The sequence below is a fragment of the Paraburkholderia phenoliruptrix genome (assembly GCF_019511605.1).
In the GTDB taxonomy this organism is placed as follows: Bacteria; Pseudomonadota; Gammaproteobacteria; order Burkholderiales; family Burkholderiaceae; genus Paraburkholderia; species Paraburkholderia phenoliruptrix_A.
In genome coordinates this window covers 245,762-266,933 of sequence record NZ_JAEUAV010000004.1, presented here as the reverse complement: position 1 = coordinate 266,933, position 21,172 = coordinate 245,762, and the positions used below count along the sequence as shown (strand labels likewise).

The 21,172-nt window shown below is 64.1% G+C and carries 22 protein-coding genes and 1 riboswitch; of the genes, 12 read left to right on the top strand and 10 right to left on the bottom strand.

The window, feature by feature from the left end; all coding sequences use genetic code 11:
* Positions 1–21: 21 nt before the first annotated feature.
* From JNB89_RS08965 to JNB89_RS08940, 6 genes are all read right to left on the bottom strand, one after another.
* Entirely contained in the window at positions 22–1,620 is a 1,599-nt protein-coding gene (locus JNB89_RS08965) for an L-lactate permease (RefSeq protein WP_135893342.1), read from the bottom strand.
* 461 nt (positions 1,621–2,081) lie between these two features.
* The gene (locus tag JNB89_RS08960; RefSeq protein WP_220361942.1) at positions 2,082–2,672 is read right to left on the bottom strand and encodes a hypothetical protein; all 591 of its coding nucleotides are present in this window, start codon (positions 2,670–2,672) and stop codon (positions 2,082–2,084) included.
* A gap of 303 nt (positions 2,673–2,975) precedes the next feature.
* A complete protein-coding gene (locus tag JNB89_RS08955; protein ID WP_013338691.1) occupies positions 2,976–3,188 on the bottom strand; it encodes a glycine zipper 2TM domain-containing protein in 213 nt (70 codons plus the stop codon).
* A gap of 261 nt (positions 3,189–3,449) precedes the next feature.
* On the bottom strand, positions 3,450–5,381 hold the full coding sequence (gene thiC / locus JNB89_RS08950; RefSeq protein ID WP_013338692.1) for a phosphomethylpyrimidine synthase ThiC: 1,932 nt from the start codon (positions 5,379–5,381) through the stop codon (positions 3,450–3,452).
* 131 nt (positions 5,382–5,512) lie between these two features.
* Positions 5,513–5,631: riboswitch (TPP riboswitch) on the bottom strand.
* Between the two features lie 211 nt (positions 5,632–5,842).
* Positions 5,843–6,262, bottom strand: a complete 420-nt coding sequence (locus JNB89_RS08945) for a GreA/GreB family elongation factor (protein ID WP_135893344.1) — start codon at positions 6,260–6,262, stop codon at positions 5,843–5,845.
* Between the two features lie 203 nt (positions 6,263–6,465).
* Positions 6,466–6,858 (bottom strand): hypothetical protein, encoded by a 393-nt coding sequence (locus JNB89_RS08940; protein WP_220361941.1) that lies wholly within the window; start codon positions 6,856–6,858, stop codon positions 6,466–6,468.
* A gap of 109 nt (positions 6,859–6,967) precedes the next feature.
* On the opposite strand from JNB89_RS08940, the gene JNB89_RS08935 reads away from it, so the two are divergent.
* From JNB89_RS08935 to JNB89_RS08915, 5 genes are all read left to right on the top strand, one after another.
* Positions 6,968–7,801, top strand: coding sequence for a DUF1223 domain-containing protein (locus JNB89_RS08935; protein ID WP_220361981.1), 834 nt, complete (start codon positions 6,968–6,970; stop codon positions 7,799–7,801).
* 27 nt (positions 7,802–7,828) lie between these two features.
* Positions 7,829–8,467, top strand: coding sequence for a cytochrome b/b6 domain-containing protein (locus JNB89_RS08930; protein WP_013338695.1), 639 nt, complete (start codon positions 7,829–7,831; stop codon positions 8,465–8,467).
* Positions 8,468–8,543: 76 nt separating this feature from the next.
* The gene (locus JNB89_RS08925; RefSeq protein WP_013338696.1) at positions 8,544–9,335 is read left to right on the top strand and encodes a molybdopterin-dependent oxidoreductase; all 792 of its coding nucleotides are present in this window, start codon (positions 8,544–8,546) and stop codon (positions 9,333–9,335) included.
* A 114-nt stretch (positions 9,336–9,449) separates the two neighbouring features.
* Positions 9,450–9,692 carry a pentapeptide MXKDX repeat protein gene (locus JNB89_RS08920; RefSeq protein ID WP_135893346.1) on the top strand — a complete coding sequence of 81 codons (243 nt, stop codon included), beginning with the start codon at positions 9,450–9,452 and terminating at the stop codon, positions 9,690–9,692.
* A gap of 422 nt (positions 9,693–10,114) precedes the next feature.
* Entirely contained in the window at positions 10,115–11,044 is a 930-nt protein-coding gene (locus JNB89_RS08915) for an EamA family transporter (RefSeq protein ID WP_013338698.1), read from the top strand.
* 60 nt (positions 11,045–11,104) lie between these two features.
* On the opposite strand, the gene JNB89_RS08910 is transcribed toward JNB89_RS08915, so the two are convergent.
* Entirely contained in the window at positions 11,105–13,153 is a 2,049-nt protein-coding gene (locus JNB89_RS08910; protein WP_220361940.1) for an NADPH-dependent 2,4-dienoyl-CoA reductase, read from the bottom strand.
* Positions 13,154–13,515: 362 nt separating this feature from the next.
* On the opposite strand from JNB89_RS08910, the gene JNB89_RS08905 reads away from it, so the two are divergent.
* A complete protein-coding gene (locus JNB89_RS08905) occupies positions 13,516–14,310 on the top strand; it encodes a DUF4397 domain-containing protein (protein ID WP_220361939.1) in 795 nt (264 codons plus the stop codon).
* A 292-nt stretch (positions 14,311–14,602) separates the two neighbouring features.
* Here the strand turns inward: JNB89_RS08905 and JNB89_RS08900 are convergent, their stop codons facing one another.
* Together JNB89_RS08900 and JNB89_RS08895 are read right to left on the bottom strand one after the other, a co-directional pair.
* A complete protein-coding gene (locus JNB89_RS08900; RefSeq protein ID WP_006052452.1) occupies positions 14,603–14,737 on the bottom strand; it encodes an entericidin A/B family lipoprotein in 135 nt (44 codons plus the stop codon).
* A 233-nt stretch (positions 14,738–14,970) separates the two neighbouring features.
* Entirely contained in the window at positions 14,971–16,554 is a 1,584-nt protein-coding gene (locus JNB89_RS08895; RefSeq protein WP_222858921.1) for a sensor histidine kinase, read from the bottom strand.
* Between the two features lie 219 nt (positions 16,555–16,773).
* Between JNB89_RS08895 and JNB89_RS08890 the strand changes: the two genes are divergently transcribed.
* The 5 genes from JNB89_RS08890 to JNB89_RS08870 all read left to right on the top strand — a co-directional run bounded on the left by JNB89_RS08890 (position 16,774) and on the right by JNB89_RS08870 (position 19,150).
* Positions 16,774–16,950 carry a DUF1328 domain-containing protein gene (locus JNB89_RS08890; protein ID WP_013338703.1) on the top strand — a complete coding sequence of 59 codons (177 nt, stop codon included), beginning with the start codon at positions 16,774–16,776 and terminating at the stop codon, positions 16,948–16,950.
* A gap of 135 nt (positions 16,951–17,085) precedes the next feature.
* Positions 17,086–17,247, top strand: a complete 162-nt coding sequence (locus tag JNB89_RS08885) for a DUF1328 domain-containing protein (protein ID WP_006052455.1) — start codon at positions 17,086–17,088, stop codon at positions 17,245–17,247.
* 82 nt (positions 17,248–17,329) lie between these two features.
* Positions 17,330–17,902, top strand: a complete 573-nt coding sequence (locus tag JNB89_RS08880) for a ferritin-like domain-containing protein (RefSeq protein WP_220361938.1) — start codon at positions 17,330–17,332, stop codon at positions 17,900–17,902.
* Between the two features lie 166 nt (positions 17,903–18,068).
* Positions 18,069–18,701: a response regulator gene (locus tag JNB89_RS08875; RefSeq protein ID WP_013338705.1), complete on the top strand. Its 633-nt coding sequence runs from the start codon at positions 18,069–18,071 to the stop codon at positions 18,699–18,701.
* A gap of 20 nt (positions 18,702–18,721) precedes the next feature.
* Positions 18,722–19,150, top strand: coding sequence for a response regulator (locus tag JNB89_RS08870; protein ID WP_041728756.1), 429 nt, complete (start codon positions 18,722–18,724; stop codon positions 19,148–19,150).
* A gap of 12 nt (positions 19,151–19,162) precedes the next feature.
* Here the strand turns inward: JNB89_RS08870 and JNB89_RS08865 are convergent, their stop codons facing one another.
* Positions 19,163–20,362, bottom strand: a complete 1,200-nt coding sequence (locus JNB89_RS08865) for an MFS transporter (protein ID WP_220361937.1) — start codon at positions 20,360–20,362, stop codon at positions 19,163–19,165.
* A 284-nt stretch (positions 20,363–20,646) separates the two neighbouring features.
* On the opposite strand from JNB89_RS08865, the gene JNB89_RS08860 reads away from it, so the two are divergent.
* Positions 20,647–21,162 (top strand): DUF2569 family protein, encoded by a 516-nt coding sequence (locus JNB89_RS08860; protein ID WP_220361936.1) that lies wholly within the window; start codon positions 20,647–20,649, stop codon positions 21,160–21,162.
* The last annotated feature ends 10 nt before the right edge of the window (positions 21,163–21,172 follow it).

Sequence of the window (21,172 nt, the reverse complement as noted above, 5' to 3'; positions counted from 1 at the left end):
CGTGTCACCGCCGTCGCGGCTTCAATGCGGAATCATCCCTTGCAACAGGTTCTGTTGCAGCCACACGAGAATGCCGAGTAGCACCGTCAACAGAATGGAGTGCTTGAAGGTTCTTGCGAACACCACGCCTTCCTTGCCTTTGAGTTCGGTGGTGGCCACGCCGGTCGAGATGTTTTGCGGCGAGATCATCTTGCCCATCACGCCGCCCGACGAGTTGGTCGCCGCCATCAGCACCGGGTTCAGATTCAACTGATGAGCCGCGACCACTTGCAGATTGCCGAACAGCGCGTTGCCCGACGTGTCGCTGCCTGACAGAAACACCGCAACCCAGCCGAGGAATGCGGACACCAGCGGGAAGAAAGGTCCAACCGATGCAACGCCGAGCCCCAGCGTATAGGTGAGGCCCGAGTAATTCATCAGATACGCGAGTCCGACGATGGTCGCGACCGTCAGAATGGCAATGCGCGTCTGTACCCACGTATCGACGATGGCCGCGCCGAATTCGCGCGCGCCGAGCCCGACCACGACGCTCGTGATGACGGCCGCCACCAGAATGGCCGTGCCCGTGGCAAGTGGCTGAAAGTCCCAGATCGCGCCGTAAGGCGTGTTGTACAACGTGATGAACACGGCCTTGTCGAGCCCCGGCCACGGAATCTTCACATCGCCGATCATGAAGACCTTGGCCACCGTCCAGACGATCACCACCACCGACACAATGATCCAGGGATACCAGCCCTGGCCGCCGCGGATTTTGCCGCGCTCGTCGCCGACCCGCTCGATGTTCACCGCGAACGCCGGGTCGGCGGCCGGCTTCCATACGCGCAGAAACGCGATGGTGACGATGAGGGAGACCATCGACGACAACACGTCGGTCAGACTGTAATTGACGTAGTTCGACGCGACGAACTGCGTGAGCGCGAAACTCGCGCCCGACACCAGCAACACCGGCCAGATGCGCAGCATGTTGCGAAAGCCCGCGTACACGGCGATCACATAGAAGGGCAGCAGGAGCGCGAAAAACGGCAACTGGCGGCCCACCATTTTCGCGAGCGAATCGGCCGGCAAATGCGTGACCGCGCCGAGCACCGTGATCGGCACGCCGAGCGCGCCGAATGCAACCGGCGCCGTGTTGAAGATGAGCGTGAACGAGAGCGCCTCGAGCGTCGGAAAACCAAGCAGGATCAGCAGCGAACTGGTGATTGCGACCGGCGTGCCGAAGCCCGAAATACCTTCGAGCAGCGCGCCAAACGAGAAACCGATCACGACCAGTACGACGCGCCGGTCGTTCGGCAGGTTGTCGATCATCCACGTACGGAACGCGGCAAAGCGGCCCGAACGTTGCGCGATGTTGTAGAGCAGGATCGCTGCGAACACGATCCACATGACCGGCCAGCACGCGAACACGGCGCCGGCCGCGACTGAATCGAGCGCGAGGCCCACCGGAAACTTCCACCCGGCAATGGCGACGATCAGGCCGACCACGAGCCCCGCGAGCGAGGCCTGCCACGCGGGCCGGCGCGCCCAGCCGAGCAGCACCAGCACGACGATGATCGGCAACGCCGCGACCAGAAACGACTCAGGCAGGGAATTGCCGACGGGGGTGAGCAGTTGATGAAACATCACGTCTCCTTCGTTGTTGTTCGAACTCGACGCGAAGTTGCCAATGACGGGACGCGTCGCTGGTGCAGGACGGATGAGCGCCGCCGGTGGAAACAACGGGCGGCCCAGGTTTTAAGCGCTTACTGTGTGCGGCCTAACAAAGAATAGAGCGCGAGGCTCGCGCGTCAAGAAGGGAAACTACGGGAGGAGGGCGAGAGCGGTCGCAGGAGAGGGCGGTTAGCCACGAGGGGCAGGCTTTCCAGTCCGGGCCCGCACGCACGTCGAAATTCAGTTTTGCATGAACCGGTCCGCAGAAGCGAGCCTTAGCGAATCGGTTCCGAAAGTTTGCTGAAGGAAGCCGGCCGAAAGCCGCCGCGCCAAAAATGCCAGCCGGCAAGTGGGTTGCCGTATGCTGACATTGGGCTGCCGGAAACCGCGGCTCCAGAAAACCGCACAAGGGTCATAGCCTCGCGTCCTGCCGCTCAATGATGCCGTCCGCGCCCGCCGCCCCACGACCAGCCGAAGCCAATCGACACCGCCGGGCCGTACCAGCCAGGATAGCCGTAGCCATACCAGCCCGGATAGCCATAGCCGTACCACGCCGGATAGACCGGCCGCGGATAGTACACGGGATAAGCGGGCGCCACGTATACCGGCACTGGCGGCTGCGCGACCACATAGGTCGGCGGCGCGGCGTCCGGCTGCACTTGCTCGGCCTGCTGAGCCTGTTGGGCTTGCTGGGTTCCCTGAGCCTGCTGAGTCCGCTGGGCCGACCGCGACTGCTGCGACTGCGTCGACTGCTGCCCTGACTGCGACGCGCCTGACGAATCGGTTGCCGTGCCGAGCGGCACTTCGCGCTGGGCGGCGCTGGCGGGCACCGTCGCGTAATAAGCCGGGTAGGCGGAAGGGTAGTAAGCCGGATAGTAGCCGTATGGGTAGTAGCAGCCCGACAACAGCAGCGCGCTCGCGACGCCGCTCAGCGCGAGTCGGCCGTGGCCAAGGGACCGCGCACAGCCGATGCGCCGCAGGCGCATACCGTTGGTGAGGAGAGAATTGATGACGCGGGACTTCATGACGCGCTCCGTTTGCGAACAACGCGGCCGACGCCATCGTCGGCACGTTATCGCACGAGCTTACGCCCTTGGTGCGGGATAAACATTGCAAAACCGTAACGGCGCATTGCGCGGCGTTGCGGCCGGCTTGCGGCTAAATTGCGGCCAAATTGCGCCGCATTGCAGCCCCGTTAGAACCGCGTCCGAGTCCTCATGCAGCGATGTTTTCCTCACGTAACGAACGCCACGTAACTTGAGCCTGACCGCCGCAAAACGGGCGCGGTCTTGCACCCGCGCCCGCCTTTACAAGTGATACGCGAGGATTTACTTGCCGACCTGGTTGCCGATCACGCCGCCCACCGCCGCGCCGCCGAGCGTGGAGAGCGCGCTGCCGCCGATCACCGCACCCGCCGCGCCGCCGACGCCCGCGCCGATTGCCGTGTCACGCTGCCGCGTGGTCATGCCTTCGCACGCGGAAAGGCTTGCAACCACCGCCACGATCATCGCAAGCGAACCCATTTTACGGATCGATTTCATGATGACTCACTCCCTTTGTTGTGATTTGAAGCCGCCTGTCGTTATGCATGTGTTGGTTTGATCTTATCGCTGCAACCCGTATCGAGTTGTGTGAGGTTGTCAGCAGACTGACGGTTTCGTAATCAAATGTTTCTCCACGTTTAGCATGCGCCGTGCCTGCGCGGAGGGCAAAAAAAAGCCCGCCTTGCGGCGGGCCTTCGAGGGCAAGAAAGTTGTGCGCGCATCGACTCCGGCGGCAGCCGGCGCGAAGCGCGGTCATCATCATTGCCGCTGGTAAATTTCGGCGCCCTTCTTCATGAACTCGATCGACTTCACTTCCATGCCTTTTTTCAGCGCCTCGTCGTCGGTCACGCCCTGTTGCGCGGCGAACTCGCGCACGTCCTGGGTGATCTTCATCGAGCAGAAGTGCGGGCCGCACATCGAGCAGAAATGCGCGACCTTGGCCGAATCCTTCGGCAGTGTTTCGTCGTGGAATTCGCGCGCCTTGTCCGGATCGAGGCCCAGGTTGAACTGGTCTTCCCAGCGGAACTCGAAGCGCGCCTTCGAGAGCGCGTTGTCGCGCACCTGCGCGCCCGGATGGCCCTTGGCGAGGTCGGCGGCATGCGCAGCGAGCTTGTAGGTGATGATGCCGGTCTTCACGTCGTCCTTGTTCGGCAAGCCGAGGTGCTCCTTCGGCGTCACATAGCAGAGCATCGCCGTGCCGAACCAGCCGATCATCGCCGCGCCGATCCCCGACGTGATGTGGTCGTAACCCGGCGCGATGTCGGTGGTGAGCGGTCCGAGCGTGTAGAAGGGCGCTTCGTCGCACCATTCGAGCTGCAGGTCCATGTTCTCCTTGATCAGTTGCATCGGCACGTGGCCGGGGCCTTCGATCATCGTCTGCACGTCGTGCTTCCACGCAATCTGCGTAAGTTCGCCGAGCGTCTTCAGTTCGCCGAGCTGCGCTTCGTCGTTCGCGTCGTAGATCGAGCCGGGGCGCAGGCCGTCGCCGAGCGAGAAGGCCACGTCATACGCTTTCATGATTTCGCAGATGTCTTCGAAATGCTCGTACAGGAAGCTTTCCTTGTGATGCGCGAGGCACCACTTCGCCATGATCGAGCCGCCGCGCGACACAATGCCGGTCATGCGCTTCGCGGTGAGCGGCACGTATTGCAGACGCACGCCCGCGTGGATCGTGAAATAGTCGACGCCTTGCTCGGCCTGTTCGATCAGCGTGTCGCGGAAAATTTCCCAGGTCAGGTCTTCGGCCTTGCCATTGACCTTTTCGAGCGCCTGGTAGATGGGCACCGTGCCGATAGGCACCGGCGAATTGCGGATGATCCACTCGCGCGTCTCGTGGATGTGCTTGCCGGTGGACAGGTCCATCACCGTGTCGCCGCCCCAGCGGATCGCCCACGTCATCTTGTCGACTTCTTCGCCGATGGAGGAGGTCACCGCCGAGTTGCCGATGTTCGCGTTTACCTTCACGAGGAAATTGCGGCCAATGATCATCGGCTCGCTTTCGGGGTGATTGATGTTGTTCGGAATGATCGCGCGGCCGCGCGCCACTTCTTCGCGCACGAATTCGGGGGTGATCTCCGTCACGCCGTTCGGGCCGAACGCGCTCGCACCGAACGCCTGGCCCGGATGCTGGCGGCCCATCATCGCGGCGAGTTTTTCGCCGTTCGGGCCGCTCTTCTTCAGGCTCTCCAGATATTCGGCGCGGCGCTGGTTCTCGCGAATCGCGATGTACTCCATTTCCGGCGTGATGATGCCTTTACGTGCGTAGTGCATCTGCGAAACGTTCTTGCCGGGCAGCGCGCGGCGCGGCGTGCGGTGCAGGCCCTGGAAACGCAGTTCCGCGGTGGCCGGGTCGGCGGCGCGCTCGCGGCCGTATTCGCTCGTGAGGCCGGTGAGCGCCTCGGTGTCGCCGCGTTCCTCGATCCAGCGCTGACGCAGCGCCGGCAAACCGGCGCGAATGTCGATCTTCGCGTCCGGGTCGGAGTACGGGCCCGACGTATCGTAGACGTAGACGGGCGGATTCTTTTCGCCGCCGAAGCTGTCAGGCGTATCGGCCTGGGTGATTTCGCGCATCGGCACGCGGATGTCGGGACGGGAGCCGGTCACGTAGACCTTGCGGGAATTCGGCAGCGGCGCGACGGCGGCTTCGTCGACGTGGGCGTCGGCGGAAAGAAACTTCGGATTGGCGTTCATGCGTGTTCTCCATGTGTCGGCCCGGAGCGGGCGATAGCACGCCTTGTCCGGTCCCATGCAATGTGGGGCCGCTAAGCAGGAGACGAGATGGAAGTAGTCGGAATTCGCGAGGAGTAAAGCCTGGAGCTGCGGTGCGAAATCCGTACGCTTCCCTGCGCTGGCATTATCCAGATCAGGTTCAAAGGGTATTTCTCACCCACATGGCACGGACCTCCAACTCCCGTGCTGCGCAGGACCCCCGCGTTAGCAGCGCACACAATACACCGGCCGGGCGCCGCTTGGCAACCCATGCGCGATGCTGTGCGGGCACAGCGGCCGTGGCGCGGCGTTCTGCTCGCGGGCCAGAAGGCGCCTCCGACGCAACGCCGTTGCCGCGCCATTCACGAACTATTCTTTTATTTGACGCGGCCCACCGCTCATGACGCGTTGCAGCACGCGCGGTCCGCAGCCGCACTGAACGACTAGCGTGTGAAGTCTTCGGCGGCTTCGGGCTGATACAGAATTTTTTCAAGCTTCAGCACTTTTTCGTCGCCGCTTGGCGGCATGAAGCGAATCTGCTCGCCGCGCTTTGCGCCGAGCAGCGCGAGGCCCACCGGCGAGAACACATTCAGGCGGCCGTGCGCGAAGTCGGCCTCGGGCGGATAGACGACGGTCCACGTCATATGCTCGCCGCTTGCTTCGTCGACGAGCGTGGCCTGCGAATTCATCGTTAGCACGTTGGCGGGAATCTCGCGCGAGTCGACGATCACGGCGCGCTCCAGCACGTCGTCGAGCATTTCCTGGAAGCGGGCAGGCGCGCCCGGCGCGGCCGCGTGCTTCTCAAGACGGGCGACGTCGAGTTCGGTGAGATAACACTGCTTGGTTTTGCGGGTGGTTTTCACGGCGGGTACTCCGGTTCGAATCTGCCATACGGCGGCTGCAAGAAACTGCGAGAGAAATGCAAGAGAACTGCCAGACGGCTGCAATCGGCCTGCAGTGCGGCTGCAATCTCTATACGAGAAGACATCCTGATGATGTGATCGATCGCCCGGCGCCCCGACAGTCCCTTGAGGGACAACGCGGCTCGGCAGGAAAGCGAACAGCGTCAGTCGGAGTGCCGGGCGGCGGGAAGCGGTGCCGTTGTCGGCGAAAGCGTTCGCAAACGTTCGCCGGCCCCTTGCGGCGCGCACTGCACGCGCGCGCAGCCGGTCGCGCGGCAACGGCGCAAGCGGGTGAGGGAGCGTGAGGTCGGCAGACGCATGAAGGGCAGTCGGATATCGAATGGAGTGAACGTCGCGCCGCGAATTCGAATGACGAAAGCCACATGGCGAAGCAGCGCGAACGGTAGGGGCATGTTAGCACGGCGTCTTTCAGCCGCCTTGGCGAAGCTTTCGTTGCTGTAGGTTTTGAGGCGGTTGAAGCCGGCGAGAAGGCGCGAGCACTCGCCGCGTCGGCTGGCAAACGCGAGGCATAAAAAAATTTTGCTAAGCGGTGTCATAACCGGCTGCGTGCTTCGACAAACGTCCAGATCCTGAGCGGAGCACGTCATGCAATCAGTCTTCAAGCAATGCACGCAACACACGCAGCACAGCCAGCGCAAGTGTCATATGCAACAGCGGCGTCAGCCGCTACAGCGCGCCGTCGCACTCGTCACCGCGCTCACGCTGCTGTGTGCGAGCGGCGTCGCGAGCGCTGCGGGCGCCATGTGCAGCACGCACAGCCCGGCACATCGGGTTGCGCTCGTCGAGCTTTACAGCAGCGAAGGCTGCAATAGCTGCCCGCCCGCCGACGCGTGGCTCGGCCAATGGAAAAACAGCGGTTCCACGCAAAGCGTCGTGCCGCTCGCATTGCACGTCGACTACTGGAACAGCCTCGGTTGGACCGACCGCTTCTCGCAACACCGTTTCACCGAGCGTCAGCAGACGCTTGCGAATCTTGCGGGCGGCCACACGATCTACACGCCCGAAGTTTTCGTAGCGGGCCGCGAATTGCGGAGCTGGTCGCAGCCGGACAACAATTTCCAGAGCCGTGTCGGCAAGCTGATTGCCGAGCCCTCGAAAGCCGACGTTGCACTGGTCATCAAGCCGCGGCCCGGCAATGCTGCGTTCGATGTCGCCGCTCGTTTCGACAGCGCGACGACCGACAAAACGGCACCGCTCAATGCATACGTCGCGGTGTACGAAAACGCGCTGAGCTCGCAAGTCGGCGCGGGAGAAAACCGCGGCGCGACCTTACATCACGAAAGGGTCGCGCGGCAATGGATCGGGCCGGTGCCGCTCGTTGGCGGCACGGCGCAGATTCGCCGCGACATCCGCCTCGACGACGCCGCACGCACTGGCGACCACCGCATCAATGCCGGGCAGGCCGGCGTGGTCGCGTTCGTTGAAAACGCCGCAACCGGCGACGTGCTGCAAGTGGCCGAACTGGCCTTCTGCCCCTGAGCGCGTCGTGAACTACAGGAGATTGTCATGACAACGCCTCATATCGTTCGCGGCGCCGCGCCGCCCGCCGCGCCTGCAAGCGGCGCGATTCATCCGCGATGGGTGCGCATCACGCATTGGCTGAACGCACTCGCCGCGATTCTGATGATGCTGTCCGGCTGGCGCATCTACGACGCGTCGCCGGTTTTCGCGTCGTTCAGCTTTCCAACGCAAATCACGCTGGGCGGCTGGCTCGGCGGTGCGTTGCAATGGCACTTTGCCGCAATGTGGCTGCTGGTGGCGAACGGTTTGATCTACATCGCGCTGAACCTCGTGAGCGGGCGTTTTGCGCGCAAGTTCCTGCCGCTCACGCCGCGCGCGGTGTGGCGCGATTTCGTCGCCGCGTTGACGGGCAAGCTCTCGCACGCCGATCTGCGCGTCTATAACGCGGTGCAGAAATTTGCCTACCTGTTCGTCGTTTTCGATCTGATCGTGCTGGTACTGTCCGGGCTCGCGATCTGGAAGTCGGTGCAGTTCCCGCTGCTGCGTGAACTGATGGGCGGCTATGACAACGCACGCGTTGTCCATTTCTGTGCGATGGCGCTGATGGCCGCGTTCATTGTCGTGCATCTCGCGATGGTGGCGCTCGTGCCGCGCTCGCTGCTCGCCATGTTGCGCGGACGGTGAGTGGACGCGGAGTGGACGCGGAGTGGACGTTGAGCCCCCATCAAGCGCAAAGTTCGAATATTACGGATACCGAATCATGAAGAAGCCATCTGACACGTCGCGGCGCGAGCCCACCGGCAAGCTGGACCGCGAGTCGATTCTGATCGATGCAAGGCGCGAGCTTTCCATGCCGTCGCGGCGTCTGTTCGGCAAGCAGTTGCTGTCGCTAGGCGGCCTGTCGCTGCTGACCGGCTGCTCGCTCACCGACGACGAGTCGGTCAACAAGTTTCTTGTCGCCGTGTCGCGTCTGAACGATCGCGCGCAAGCTGCGTTGTTCGATCCGAAGCTGCTCGCGCCGACTTACACGGAGGCGCAGATCACCCGGCCATTCCCGTTCAATGCGTACTACGGTATCGACGAAGTGCCGCACGTCGACGCATCCGGCTACAAGCTGAAGGTCAGCGGCCTCGTAACCGGCCAGCGCGTGTGGACCTTGCCCGAGCTGTACGCGCTGCCGCACGCCGAGCAGATCACGCGGCACATCTGCGTGGAGGGGTGGAGCGCGATCGGCCGCTGGGGCGGCACGCCCTTCGGCGATTTTTTGCGGCGCATAGGCGCTGACACGACCGCGAAATACGTCGGCTTCAAATGCGCGGACGACTACTACGAAAGCATCGACATGCCCACCGCGCTGCATCCGCAGACGCTGCTCACCTTCTCGTACGACGGCGAGCAACTGCCCGCGAAATACGGCTTCCCGATGAAGCTGCGCATGCCGACCAAGCTCGGCTACAAGAATCCCAAGCACATCGTCGAGATGTTCGTCACCAACACCTACCCTGGCGGCTATTGGGTCGACCAGGGTTACAACTGGTTCGGAGGCTCCTGACGCGCGCGGATCGCGTATGCGCCGCGCGCGCCTCGCCGATCCCGGATGGCAGGAGCTTCGGAAATATGCCGGCTCGAGCCGGTTCGATTGATCCACAACAAACGGAGTGATCCCATGAAGAAGTTTGCAATCGCAGCAGTCGCCTTCGCATTTCTGAGCAGCGCAGGCGCATTCGCCCAGGCAAGCGGCGCTATGTCCGACGGCGCGATGTCGCATGATGCGATGTCGAAGGACGGCATGTCGAAAGACGCGATGTCCAAAGACCACATGAAAAAAGACGCCATGAAGCACGACAAGATGAAAAAGGGCGACGCGATGGGCATGAAGCACGAGGCGTCGGGCGCGATGAGCAATTGAGCAGCCCAGCGACAGGCCGCGACGCGGGCAAGCTGCCACCCAGTGCGATGCAGCGCCGTGCCTGTCCGGATGCGCGCCGCATAGACTGCCAGGTGCGGCGCGCGTGAAGGTGCAAAGCCGGGGCCCGCGTGGCCCCGGCTTTTTGTTGCATACGCACCAAAAGTTACGATTCTTTCGCCTGGCGCAAGGGGCGCTTACTGCATAATGCGATGCTGCGCGCCGCGGATTTTCGGCGCGCGAGCCGCGAACCCGCCGCAACAACCGGCACGGCTACGCAGTTCCGTATGGCTTTCTCTGTTAGCCAACCATCGCCCTTCGCTCCACCATCATGTCCGCCAGCCTCGCCCGTTTGTCCGCATCGCCGATGCGGTGTCCGCCGTCCCCGCAGCGGGAATTCCGAACGGCGTCGGCGGGTTGACGGTATGTCGCAGGAACTCTCAGGCTGGTTTTCACGTGGTTTCCCGATCCGTTTGCCGCGCTCGCGCAACGGCCAGATTGCGCTCGCGCTCGGTGTCGTGTATCTGGTGTGGGGCTCGACCTATCTCGCCGTGCACGTCGCACTCGGCTCGTTTCCGCCTCTGCTGATGTCGGGCCTGCGCAATCTGTTCGCGGGTGTGGGTCTCTTTGCGTTCGCGGCGCGCCGCAACCCGGTATGGCCGAGCTTCGCGGAAATTCGCAACGCCGGGCTCGTCGGCACGATGCTGGTCGGCTTGTCGAGCGGCATGCTGGCCTACGGCATGCGCACTGTCGGAACCGGTACGGCGGCGGTCATGGTTGCCACCGTACCGCTCTTTGCAACGGTGATTGCGGCGGTGGCCGGGCGCAAGATCGGCAAAGGCGAGTGGTTCGCGGTGGCGCTCGGGCTCGTCGGCATCGCGATTCTGAGCCACGGCGACAGCGCGCCGGGATCGGCAGGGGGCAGTCTCGCCATCCTCTGCGGCGCGCTCTTCTGGGCGGGCGGCGCCCATCTCGCGAGCCGCCTCAAACTGCCGTCCGACCTGTTTCTCTCGACGTCGCTGCAAATCGGCCTGGGCGGCGCGATGTCGACAATGGTCGCGTGGGTCTCCGGCGAACGGATGCTCGAAGTGCATTTCCTGCCGGTGCTGGCGTTCATCTACCTGATGCTGATCGGCACGATGGCCGCCTACGTTGCCTACGGTTTCCTGATCCGGCACACGAGCCCGATTATCGCGAGCAGCTGCATGTACGTGAATCCGGTCGTGGCGGTGGCGCTTGGTGCGCTGCTGCTCGGTGAGCCGGTCACCCATTCCACGGTGATTGCAACCGTGGTGATTCTCGTGAGCGTGGGTCTGTCTTTCTGGCTCGATTACCGGAAGAAAGGGCTTGCTTGATGCGGGCGGTTCTCCGCGACGCAGAACCGGGACCGCATACGAGCGCTCGTGGCCGCCGCGCTAAAGCCGCGCGGCCAGCTCCGCGCCTTCGCGGATTGCGCGTTTCGCGTCCAGTTCCGTGGCGAGCGCCGCGCCGCCTATCACGTGGTAGCGCGCGCCGCTCACGTGCGCGGCTTTTCCCGGCACAAACTCGCCCGGGTGCAGATCGCGCAGCGATTCCTGCCCGGCGCATACCACGATGTTGTCTACGTCGAGCCACTCTTCGACACCGCCGCGCGCAATCTTCAAACCCCGCGCCTCAATGGTCACGTAAGAGACGCCTGCGAGCATCGTCACGCCGTTTCTTGCGAGCGTCGCACGATGCACCCAGCCGGAGGTCTTGCCGAGGCCCGCGCCGAGCTTGCCTGACTTGCGCTGCAGCAGCCAGATTTGCCGCGGCGGCTGGGCTGGCGCGGGCGTCTTGAGACCGCCGCGCGCGCTTACCGACAGATCCACGCCCCATTCGTCGAGCCACGTGTCGAGCGGCACCGGAAGCGGCTCGTCCGCGCGGTGCAGCAGAAACTCGCTCACGTCGAAGCCGATGCCGCCCGCGCCGATCACCGCGACCCGGCGCCCCACCGGCGCGCCGCGCAGCACATCGACATACGACAGCACATGGGGCGCGTCGATGCCAGGAATTGCCGGCCGCCGCGGCACGATGCCGGTCGCAATCACGATGTCGTCGTAGGCGCCCGCCGCGAGCAGCGCGGGGTCCACGCGCGTGCCGAGCCGTACGTCGACGCCATGCCGCTCCAACTGGCTGCGGAAATAGCGGATGGTTTCGCTGAACTCTTCCTTGCCCGGCACGCGCATCGCAAGATTGAACTGACCGCCGATCGTTGCGGCCGCATCGAACAGCGTCACGCGATGCCCGCGCGAGGCCGCCACGGTGGCCGCCGACAGTCCCGCCGGCCCCGCGCCGACCACGGCGACCGAGCGCACCTTGTGCGGATTCGCAACAGGCCGGTACACCAGTTCCGTTTCGTGTCCCGCGCGCGGATTGACGAGGCAGCTCGCGCGCTGATTCCTGAACGTATGGTCGAGGCAAGCCTGATTGCACGCAATACATGTGTTGATTTCGTGCGCGCGGCCCTCGGCGGTTTTCAGCACGAAGTCGGGATCGGCGAGCAGCGGCCTCGCCATCGAAACCAGATCGCCCGCGCCGTCGGCGAGTAACGCCTCCGCGACTTCGGGCGTGTTGATGCGGTTCGAGACGATCACCGGCACGTTCACGGCGGCTTTGAGCCGCGCGCTCAATGCGGCGAACGCGGCGCGCGGCACCGAGGTGACGATGGTGGGAATGCGCGCCTCATGCCAGCCGATTCCCGTGTTGAACAGGGTCACGCCGGCCGCTTCGAGTGCGCGGGCGACCTGCACGGTTTCCTCCCACGTATTGCCGCCTTCCACCAGATCGATCAGCGAGAGCCGGTACACCACGATGAAGCGCTCGCCGCACACCGCGCGCACCCGCTCGACGATCTCGCGCGCGAGGCGCATGCGGTTCTCGATGCTGCCGCCGTAGCGGTCGGTGCGCCGGTTGGTGCGCGGGCAGAGGAACTGGTTGAGCAGATAGCCTTCGCTACCCATGATCTCGACGCCGTCGTAGCCGGCGCGCTGCGCGAGCCTTGCGCAGCGGGCGTAGTCGCGCACGGTTTGCTCTATGCCGCGAATGCTGAGCGCGCGCGGCCTGAACCTGGAGATAGGCGACTTCAAAGCCGATGCGGACACAACCAACGGCTGATAACCGTAGCGACCTGCATGCAGGATCTGCATTGCGATCTTGCCGCCTTCTTCGTGAACTGCTTGCGTGAGCCGCCGATGATTGCGCAGATCGAACACCGAGTTCAGCGTGCCGCCGAACGGCAGCAGCCAACCCTCGCGATTCGGCGAGATACCGCCGGTAATGATCAGGCCGACGCCGCCCCTGGCGCGCTCGCGAAAGTATTCGGCAAGCTTCGCATAATTCCAGAAGCGGTCTTCCATGCCCGTATGCATGGAGCCCATTACCACGCGGTTGCGCAAGCGGGTGAAGCCGAGGTCGAGTTCAGCGAGTAAGCGTTGGTAAGACATACAGGCTGCCGTTGTAAGTATGGGGGGGCGCACGAACGATACACCGCGTCGCCGTGCCCACCATCTGAGGAAAGGTTCTAATGCGCGCGGAATATTGTCCATCAAGACATTCTCGCGCCGTCATAAGCCAATTCGATGGTCGCGGCACAGGCATTGCTCATTGGGTGCGTCCATCGACTTGGACCGCGGTGCGCCTTGATTAAAAGGCCGCGGCGCGCAGGGATAGGAGGGAGTGCAACGCCCAGGACAGCCGCAAAGAGACCGTGCGAACAATTGCCGAGCACGGTTTCTGATGGCGAAGTCCCGAGCATGCGCCCGCATATGAATGGGCGGAGAGCCCGACATCGAGATAGGTGACCACAATGAAACTGATTCGAACCATGGCGGCCATGATTGCCGTTGCATCCGTGCTGAGCGCATGCGGCGGCGGCTCCGACGACGTAGGCAAGGAGCTCGGCCTCACCAATCCGCAAATCCACTTCGTGCACGCGATTCCCAGCGGACCCGCGGTGGATTTCCTCGTCAACGGCAACGCACCGTCGGGACAGACGAATGTTTCGTATAAGGGCGTGACGAACTTCACCAACATCAACACAGGCTCGACGAACGTCGCCTATGCCGCGACCGGCACGACGACCCCGCTTGCGAGCGGCAACTTCCCGAACGTCGCGAAGGGTCACGAATATACGGTGCTCGCGCTGCCGGGCACGGCAACGCCGGACATCGGCCTGATCGACGATCCGTTCGACAAGGGCCTGCTGTCCAACAGCGCACGCGTGCGCGGCTTCAACGCGTCGGGCAACGCGCCGAATCTCGACCTCTATCTCGTGCAGGCCAGCAACACGAACATCAGCAACGTTTCGCCGACCATGGCCGGCGTCGCGTTCAAGAACGCCGTGCCGGCAAGCGGCCAGGATTCGATCTATGTCTCGGGCGGCCAGTATGTGCTGATCGCGACGGCGGCGGGCAGCAAGACGCCGATCTACCAGTCGCAGGCGTTCACGCTGTCGAACAACGCCGACTGGCTCATTACGTCGGTGCCGATCGGCGGCGCGTTGAGCCAGCTCGCAGTCGGGCAGATTCATCTGCTGATCGTGCAGAACGGCAACACGAGCACACCGAGTGTCGAACTCTCGAATACGCTGACGGGCGCATAAGCTCGCTAGCAAGCATGCGCGCATTGCAGCGCATGGCATAGCGGCAAGTCCTGGGGAGGACGGGGCGGCGATCCACGCAAGTGGGTCGCCGCTTTGTTTTTGCAGACTGTTTCTCGCGATGCGCGCTGCTGGCCGGCGCGCGCAAGGTGCCGACGCAACCTCCTGCGCGCGTTCGCTTCGCCTTCGGCAACCCATGAAAAAGCCCGCTGCGGTGTCCCGCAGCGGGCTAGATGATGCATTACGGCGATAGGCCCTGCGCCCGCGAGGCGCACGGCCTTCAACCCGCGGCGCTTTACTTCGCCTTTTCAGCCTGGTTGGTGAGGGCGTCGCCACCCTTGGAGATGTCCTGGCCGGCACCTGCCATCGTGTTGCAGCCGGCGAGCGCGGCCGTGCCTGCGATGAGGAGCAAAGCGATCAGTCGATTCATGGAAGTTCTCCTTGTCGAGAAGGTATCGGTTGACGTGTCCCGCTAGCGGCTCTGCTAGCTGCCGACCGTGGCTTGCGCCAGTCGATCCGGTCTGATTGCATGGTAAAAAAAGGGCGTGTGCGGCGCTGTCGGCTGCGCTGCGATTTTGTTGTAGGTGCGCTCTGGTGTTCGCGTCGGCGCACTCCTACAACCACGCGTTCGGCCCCGTTGCGTTCGGCCCCGTTGAAGCGCGCCTAGATCGGTGTGCGCAGCGGGGCCGGCGACGCGTCGCTGCCGGGCTGCGCAGCGGTGCTGGTGCTCGGCATGACGACATGAATGTCGGTGCCGCCAGGCACGCCCCGACGGATGTCGAAGCGCCCGCCATGTGCGGCGACGCGCTGACGCATGCCGAGCAGCCCGTGCGTGTGCGTGCGCTTCAGATCGGCCGGCATGATGCCCACGCCGTTATCGGCAATGTCGAGCGTGACGAAGCCTTCCCCAACGTGCAGGCCGATCGACACCTGCGAGGCGCGCGCATATTTCGCGGCGTTGGTGAGCGACTCCTGCGCGACACGGAAAAGCGCAATTTCCGTCTGCTCGTCGAGTTGAATGTCGTCTGCGGGAAGCTGCAGGTTCAGTGTCCAGTTGTTGCGCTGCGCGGCTTCGTCGGCGAGTGTGCGCAGCGCGGTCACGAGACCGAAGTTCGCCAGCACGGTGGGGCGCATGTCCTCGATGATGCGGCGCTTGAGCGCAATGCCCTGGTCCAGATTGGCGAGCGCGCGGCGCAGTTTCTCCGAGATTTCCGGAGCGCTGTCCTTCAGCTTGCGGTTCGCCCATGCGACATCCATCTTGCTCGCGGTCAGAATCGCGCCGAGTTCGTCATGCAATTCGCGCGCAAGCTGGGTCTTTTCGTTTTCGCTGACGGCCTGCAAATGCCAGCCGAGCGCCTCCAGTTGACGCGTGCGCTCGTTCACCAACTGGTCGAGCTCGCCTTGCTGCGTAATCAATTGACGCTGCACGCGTGCCTGTCTGTCGATCTGAATGCCGAGATTGCGGAACAGCAGAATGAACAACACGATGTTCAACGCCGAGAGTCCCGCCGCGCACAGTGTCGAGATGCGCTGGTCGGCGCGGCTTGCGGCGAGCGCGTGCTGCGCACGGCGCTCTTCGTTGTCGCGCAGCAGGCTTAGCGTGCTGTCGACCAGCGCCGCGTCGACAGGTTGCGCGCCGCTCGTGCCGCCGCAAGCGGCGAGATCGAGCGGATGCGGCGCGGCGCGCTGCAGAGCCGCCGCGCCCGCGCCGATGCGTGCGTCGATCAGCGCGCGAATCTGCGTGAAGCTCGCAAGCTCGGCGCTGTCGGCTTTCGGACTGACGTAAAAGCGCTGCAACGGCTCTTCGCTGGCGCGGATGCGCGCGGCCGTCGCGCAAAACCCGTGGGCGGCGTCGTCGCGCTTCGTCAGAAGAAACTCGCTTTGCTGCGCGCTCAAGTGCGAAAGCTGGCTCGCCAGCGCGCTCAGTTGCACGGTGACGTCGCGCGCTTCGAGGGCTGTTTCGTACTCGGCGGCGATGCGCTCGCGCGCGGTCTCCAGAATGACGAGCCCGCCCACCGTGATCACGATTGCCACGGTCATCGCAATGGCCCAGCTGCGTGCGCGCATCCACGCGCTCAGCCGCGCCGCGAACCGTGCGGCCGGCGGCGGCGCGTCGCCGGTCGCGCGGTTCGCGGTCTGGCCCGCCGCTTCATGCGGTGGTTCATATGGCGCGTCGTTCGGCAAACCGGGCGCGTGAGGTGCGTGAGGTGCGTGAGGTGCGTGAGGTGCATTGTGCACGTTTGACAAGTTCAGCTCCCTGGACAGGCATCAGTGTAGCGTTCGACGCCGTGCTCGCGCGAGCCCGGGCGGGGGCGCGGCGCCCGGCCCGTGCGCGCGGCGTAACGCTGCCGTAATCCAATGTAAGCGGATTCTCACACGAAAACCGGAGCGCGTCGGAATGCGCGCAGCGCCGCTCGTGGCTAGGATGAACCCTGATCCCATTCACTGTTTCAGGAGGAAGCCATCATGCTGAAGTGGGCGTTGTTTTTCGCCGTCATCGCGGTGATAGCCGGCCTTCTTGGCTTTACCGGCATTGCTGCGGGCGCGGCGGCCATCGCGAAGTTCCTGTTCGTGGTGTTTGTGATTCTGTGCGTGGTGTTCCTCGTGCTCGGCTTCGTGGTGACGAAAAAAATTGTCGATTAGCGCCGCTTCGCCTTTTCGCTTTCGCCTTTGCCTTTTGTTTTGAGCAGGCGCCCCGACAAGGGCAAGGCGAGGCGGTGCTGACACCACGCAGGTGCACGAGAATTCACGCCGATACCAACAAGAAGGAGAGTTGCCATGCTTCACTATGCCATCGTCTTTTTTGTCATCGCCATCATTGCAGCGGTGTTCGGTTTCACCGGCATCGCGGCAGGCGCGGCCGAAATCGCGAAGATTCTGTTCTACATTTTCCTCGTCGTGTTCGTGGTCACGCTGCTGCTCGGCGTGTTCCGAACGTAGACCTGAGCGTAACCCTCACGGCGCGTCGCGGGCGCGGCTCCCGATGCGCGCATTCCCCCAATACGGATAAAGGAGAAACTCAATGGCGAACACACCTGGCGCGCAAGGCGCGGCATCCGGCTCGAGCGACCCGTTCGTGATGGACATTCAGAAGATCCGCGACGACGCCCGCAAGCACATGTCGGACGGTCCCGTTACGCAAAGCTACGGCGCGAATCGCGAGACGGTGCTCAAACTGCTGAACGACGCGCTCGCAACCGAAATTGTCTGCACGCTGCGCTACAAGCGGCATCACTTCATGGCGAAGGGCATCAATTCGGAGGCCGTGGCCGCCGAATTCGCGGAGCACGCCGCGCAAGAGCAGGAGCACGCCGACCGTATTGCCGAGCGCATCGTGCAGCTTGGCGGCGAGCCCGACTTCGCGCCGGACGGCCTGAAGACGCGTGCGCATTCCGAGTACAAGGAAGGCGAGAATCTCACGGACATGATTCGCGAGAACCTGGTCGCCGAGCGCATCGCGATCGACACGTATCGCGAGATCATCCGCTATCTCGGCGAGAAGGACGTCACGACGCGGCGTCTGTTCGAAGAGATCCTCGCGGTCGAGGAAGAGCATGCGGACGACATGGCCGATCTGCTCGAGGGCCGCGAGTGAGTGTGCCCCGCAAGGCGAGCGGCCGGCCGGCAGCGGCGGCCGCGATGATGTCTGCAGGCCGGACGGACGGGAAGGGCGGCGCGCGGACTTGCGGCGCGTCGACATGCGCCGCGACATCATTACAATGTCTGCTTCGGGGCGACGCCATCGTACGGACACAAAGCCGATGATTCGAGTGTTGATAGCTGACGATCACGCGATCGTCCGAGGGGGTTTCAGACAGTTCGTGGCCGACGAGCCGGATATGTGCGTCGCGGCGGAAGCCGCGACCGGCGACGAGACGATCAGCCTCGTGCGCGAGCAGGCCTTCGACGTCGTGCTGCTCGATATTGCCATGCCGGACAAGAACGGCATCGACACCCTGCGCGTGATCAAGCAGGTGCGCCCCGAGCAGGGCGTGCTGATTCTTTCCGGCTACCCGGAGAGCCAGTACGCGATCAACCTGCTGCGCGCGGGCGCGAACGGTTATCTGAACAAGGACTGCGAGCCGGACGAGATCGTGCGTGCGATTCGTGCGGTGGCGCGCGGGCATCGTTATCTGTCGGAGGCCGTGGCCGACACGCTGGCCGACAATCTCGACAAACCGGCGGCGGCGCGGCCGCACGAGGCGCTCTCGGAGCGCGAGTTCCAGATTTTCTGCAAGCTGGCCGCAGGGCAGATTCCCACCCAGATCGCCGAGGAGTTGCACCTGTCCGTGAAAACGGTGAGCACGTACCGGGCTCGCGTGCTCGAGAAGATGCGGTTGGCGAATAATGCCGATCTCACCTACTACGCGATCAAGAACGGCTTGATCGAATAATGGACGATCGAGAGATCCCGATGAACAGCGAATCGAACATCCTTGCCGAGTCAGCCAGCCGCGCACCGTTGCGCGTGCTGCTTATCGAAGATTCGCCGCTGATCCGCCGCAGCCTGGTGGAAGCCATCGACGCGTCGGGTTCGCTGCGCGTGGCCGCGTATGCCGATTCGGCAGACGAAGCCATTGCGCTCCTTGGCGACGAAGCATTCGACGCGGTGATAGTCGATCTGCAGCTCAAGCGCGGTTCAGGCGTGCCCGTGCTGGCCTATCTGCAGCGCGAAGGGCTGATCGACTCCGTGTTCGCGGCGGTGCTCACCAATCACGCATTGCCGGCGTATCGCGAGCGCTGCGAACAGTATGGCGTGCGGCACTTCTACGACAAGTCGTTCGAATTCGACCGCGTCATCGACGCGCTGCACGAATACGCGTTTGCCCGAAGCCACGGCTAGGCGCACGCCTCGTTATTGTTTCGCGTTGGTCTGCAACGCCAGATGATTCCATGCGGCAAGGCCCGCGAACAGCAGACCCGCGACGCTCACGCCCACCCATCCGAACACCGGCCACACCGCGGCGCCTACGCCCGAGCCGAGTGCGCCACCAATGAAATACGCGACCATGTACACGGTATTCACGCGGCTGCGCGCGTCGGGTTTCAATGCGTAGATGCGCGACTGGTTCGAAATCTGCGCGGCCTGCACGCCCACGTCCAGCACGATCACACCGATCACGAGCCCGGTAATGCTGGTGGCCGAAACGCCGAAGATCACGAAGGAGATCGCCACCAGCACGATTGACAGCGTAATGATCGTGCGCGGTCCGCGCCGGTCCGCGAACTTGCCGGCAAGCGGCGCCGCGAGCGCGCCCGCCGCGCCGACAATGCCGAACAGACCCGCGGCCTGCGGTCCGAGATGAAAGGGCGGGCCGGCCAGAAGCAACGCGAGCACCGACCAGAAGATGCTGAATGCAGCGAACATCGCCGCACCGGTCAGAGAAGCCTCGCGCAACGCGCGATGTTCGACGACCAGATGCCACATCGACAACAGCAGCTTGCCGTAGGGCAGCGTGGAGGTGGGCTTGCTTTTCGGCAACCTCAAGACGATGACCACCGCGAGCGCCAGCAGCGCGACCACCGAGGCGGCGAACACCGCGCGCCAGCCGAAGTATTGCGCGACCAGGCCCGCAGCCGTTCGCGCGAGCAGAATGCCGAGCAGCAGGCCGCTCATGACGGTGCCCACCGCATGGCCGCGTTCAGAGGGCGGCGCGAGTTCGGCGGCGAACGGCACCGCTTGCTGCGCGATGGTGGCGAGCACGCCGATCACGAGGCTCGCGGCGACCAGCACCGGCAGCGCCGGCGCGGCCGCCGCCACTACCAGCGCGACGCATAGGCCGGCGGTTTGCAGCAGAATCAGCGCGCGCCGGTCGAAGCGGTCGCCAAGCGGCGCCAGCAGCAACATGCCGGCGGCGTAGCCGAGTTGCGTGACGGCCGGCACCACGCCGACCCACGACGCGCTGTCGGGAAACGAGTGCCGCAGGTTATCGAGCAGCGGCTGGTTGTAATAGATGTTCGCGACCGCCACGCCGGCAATGGTGGCAAGCAGAAGCAGGAGGCCGCGCAGCGACCGGTCGGCGGAAGCGGGGGTGGACGCGTTGGACGTGGACATGACAGGAGGCAGTGAGCGGACCGGCTCATGCGCGGTCCTCAAGCGTGCCGATCATACCGGAGCCAATCGGATCGTGCTGGCCCGCTGGCCAGCTTGCGCAAGGTGCGGGCGGCCCGCGCACGGCGGCCCGTCCGCGGCGAGCTGCGCATGGCACCTCGCATGCCAACTCGCATGCCAACTCGCACGCGAGCTCACAGCGTCTCGCGCTTGTGACAAAAATGCGCGATTTGCTGGGCTGGGGTTCGTAGAATCGCCGCGCTATCCGACCCACTTCGCACGATTCGATGAAACAACCCAATCTGTCCACGACCCGACGTCACGCACATGCCGAAGCCGCGCCGCGGCGCATTGGCGGCTGCCTGCTCATCGCGCTGCTTGCTCTCGCCGCGTGGGCGTTCGTCACCGCATGGGCGATGCGCGACTCGCTGCACCTGATGCTCGAATGGGAACTGCTCGCCGTTTCCGTGCGCGCTGGCACGCACGGCTGGTATCGCACGGTGATGGCGATGACCGCCTTCGACGTGCTGATCGGCGCATTCATGGTGGCGGGCATCGGCTGGCTCGCGCTGCTCACGCGGCGCAGGTCGGCGCGCTTGCCGACCCACGTGCAGGCGTGGCTCGGAACCATTCTCGCGATCCGTACAGGCGCGTATCTGCTGAGCGATTACATGACGCACGCCATCGGCATTCACATCGCGATTCCGTTCGAAGGTCTTCTGCAGGCGCTTGTCGCTGCCGCGCTCGGCATACCGTATTTCAGGCTGTCGCGGCGCGTGCGTCAGACCTTCGTCAACCGTTGAGCGCGTTTTG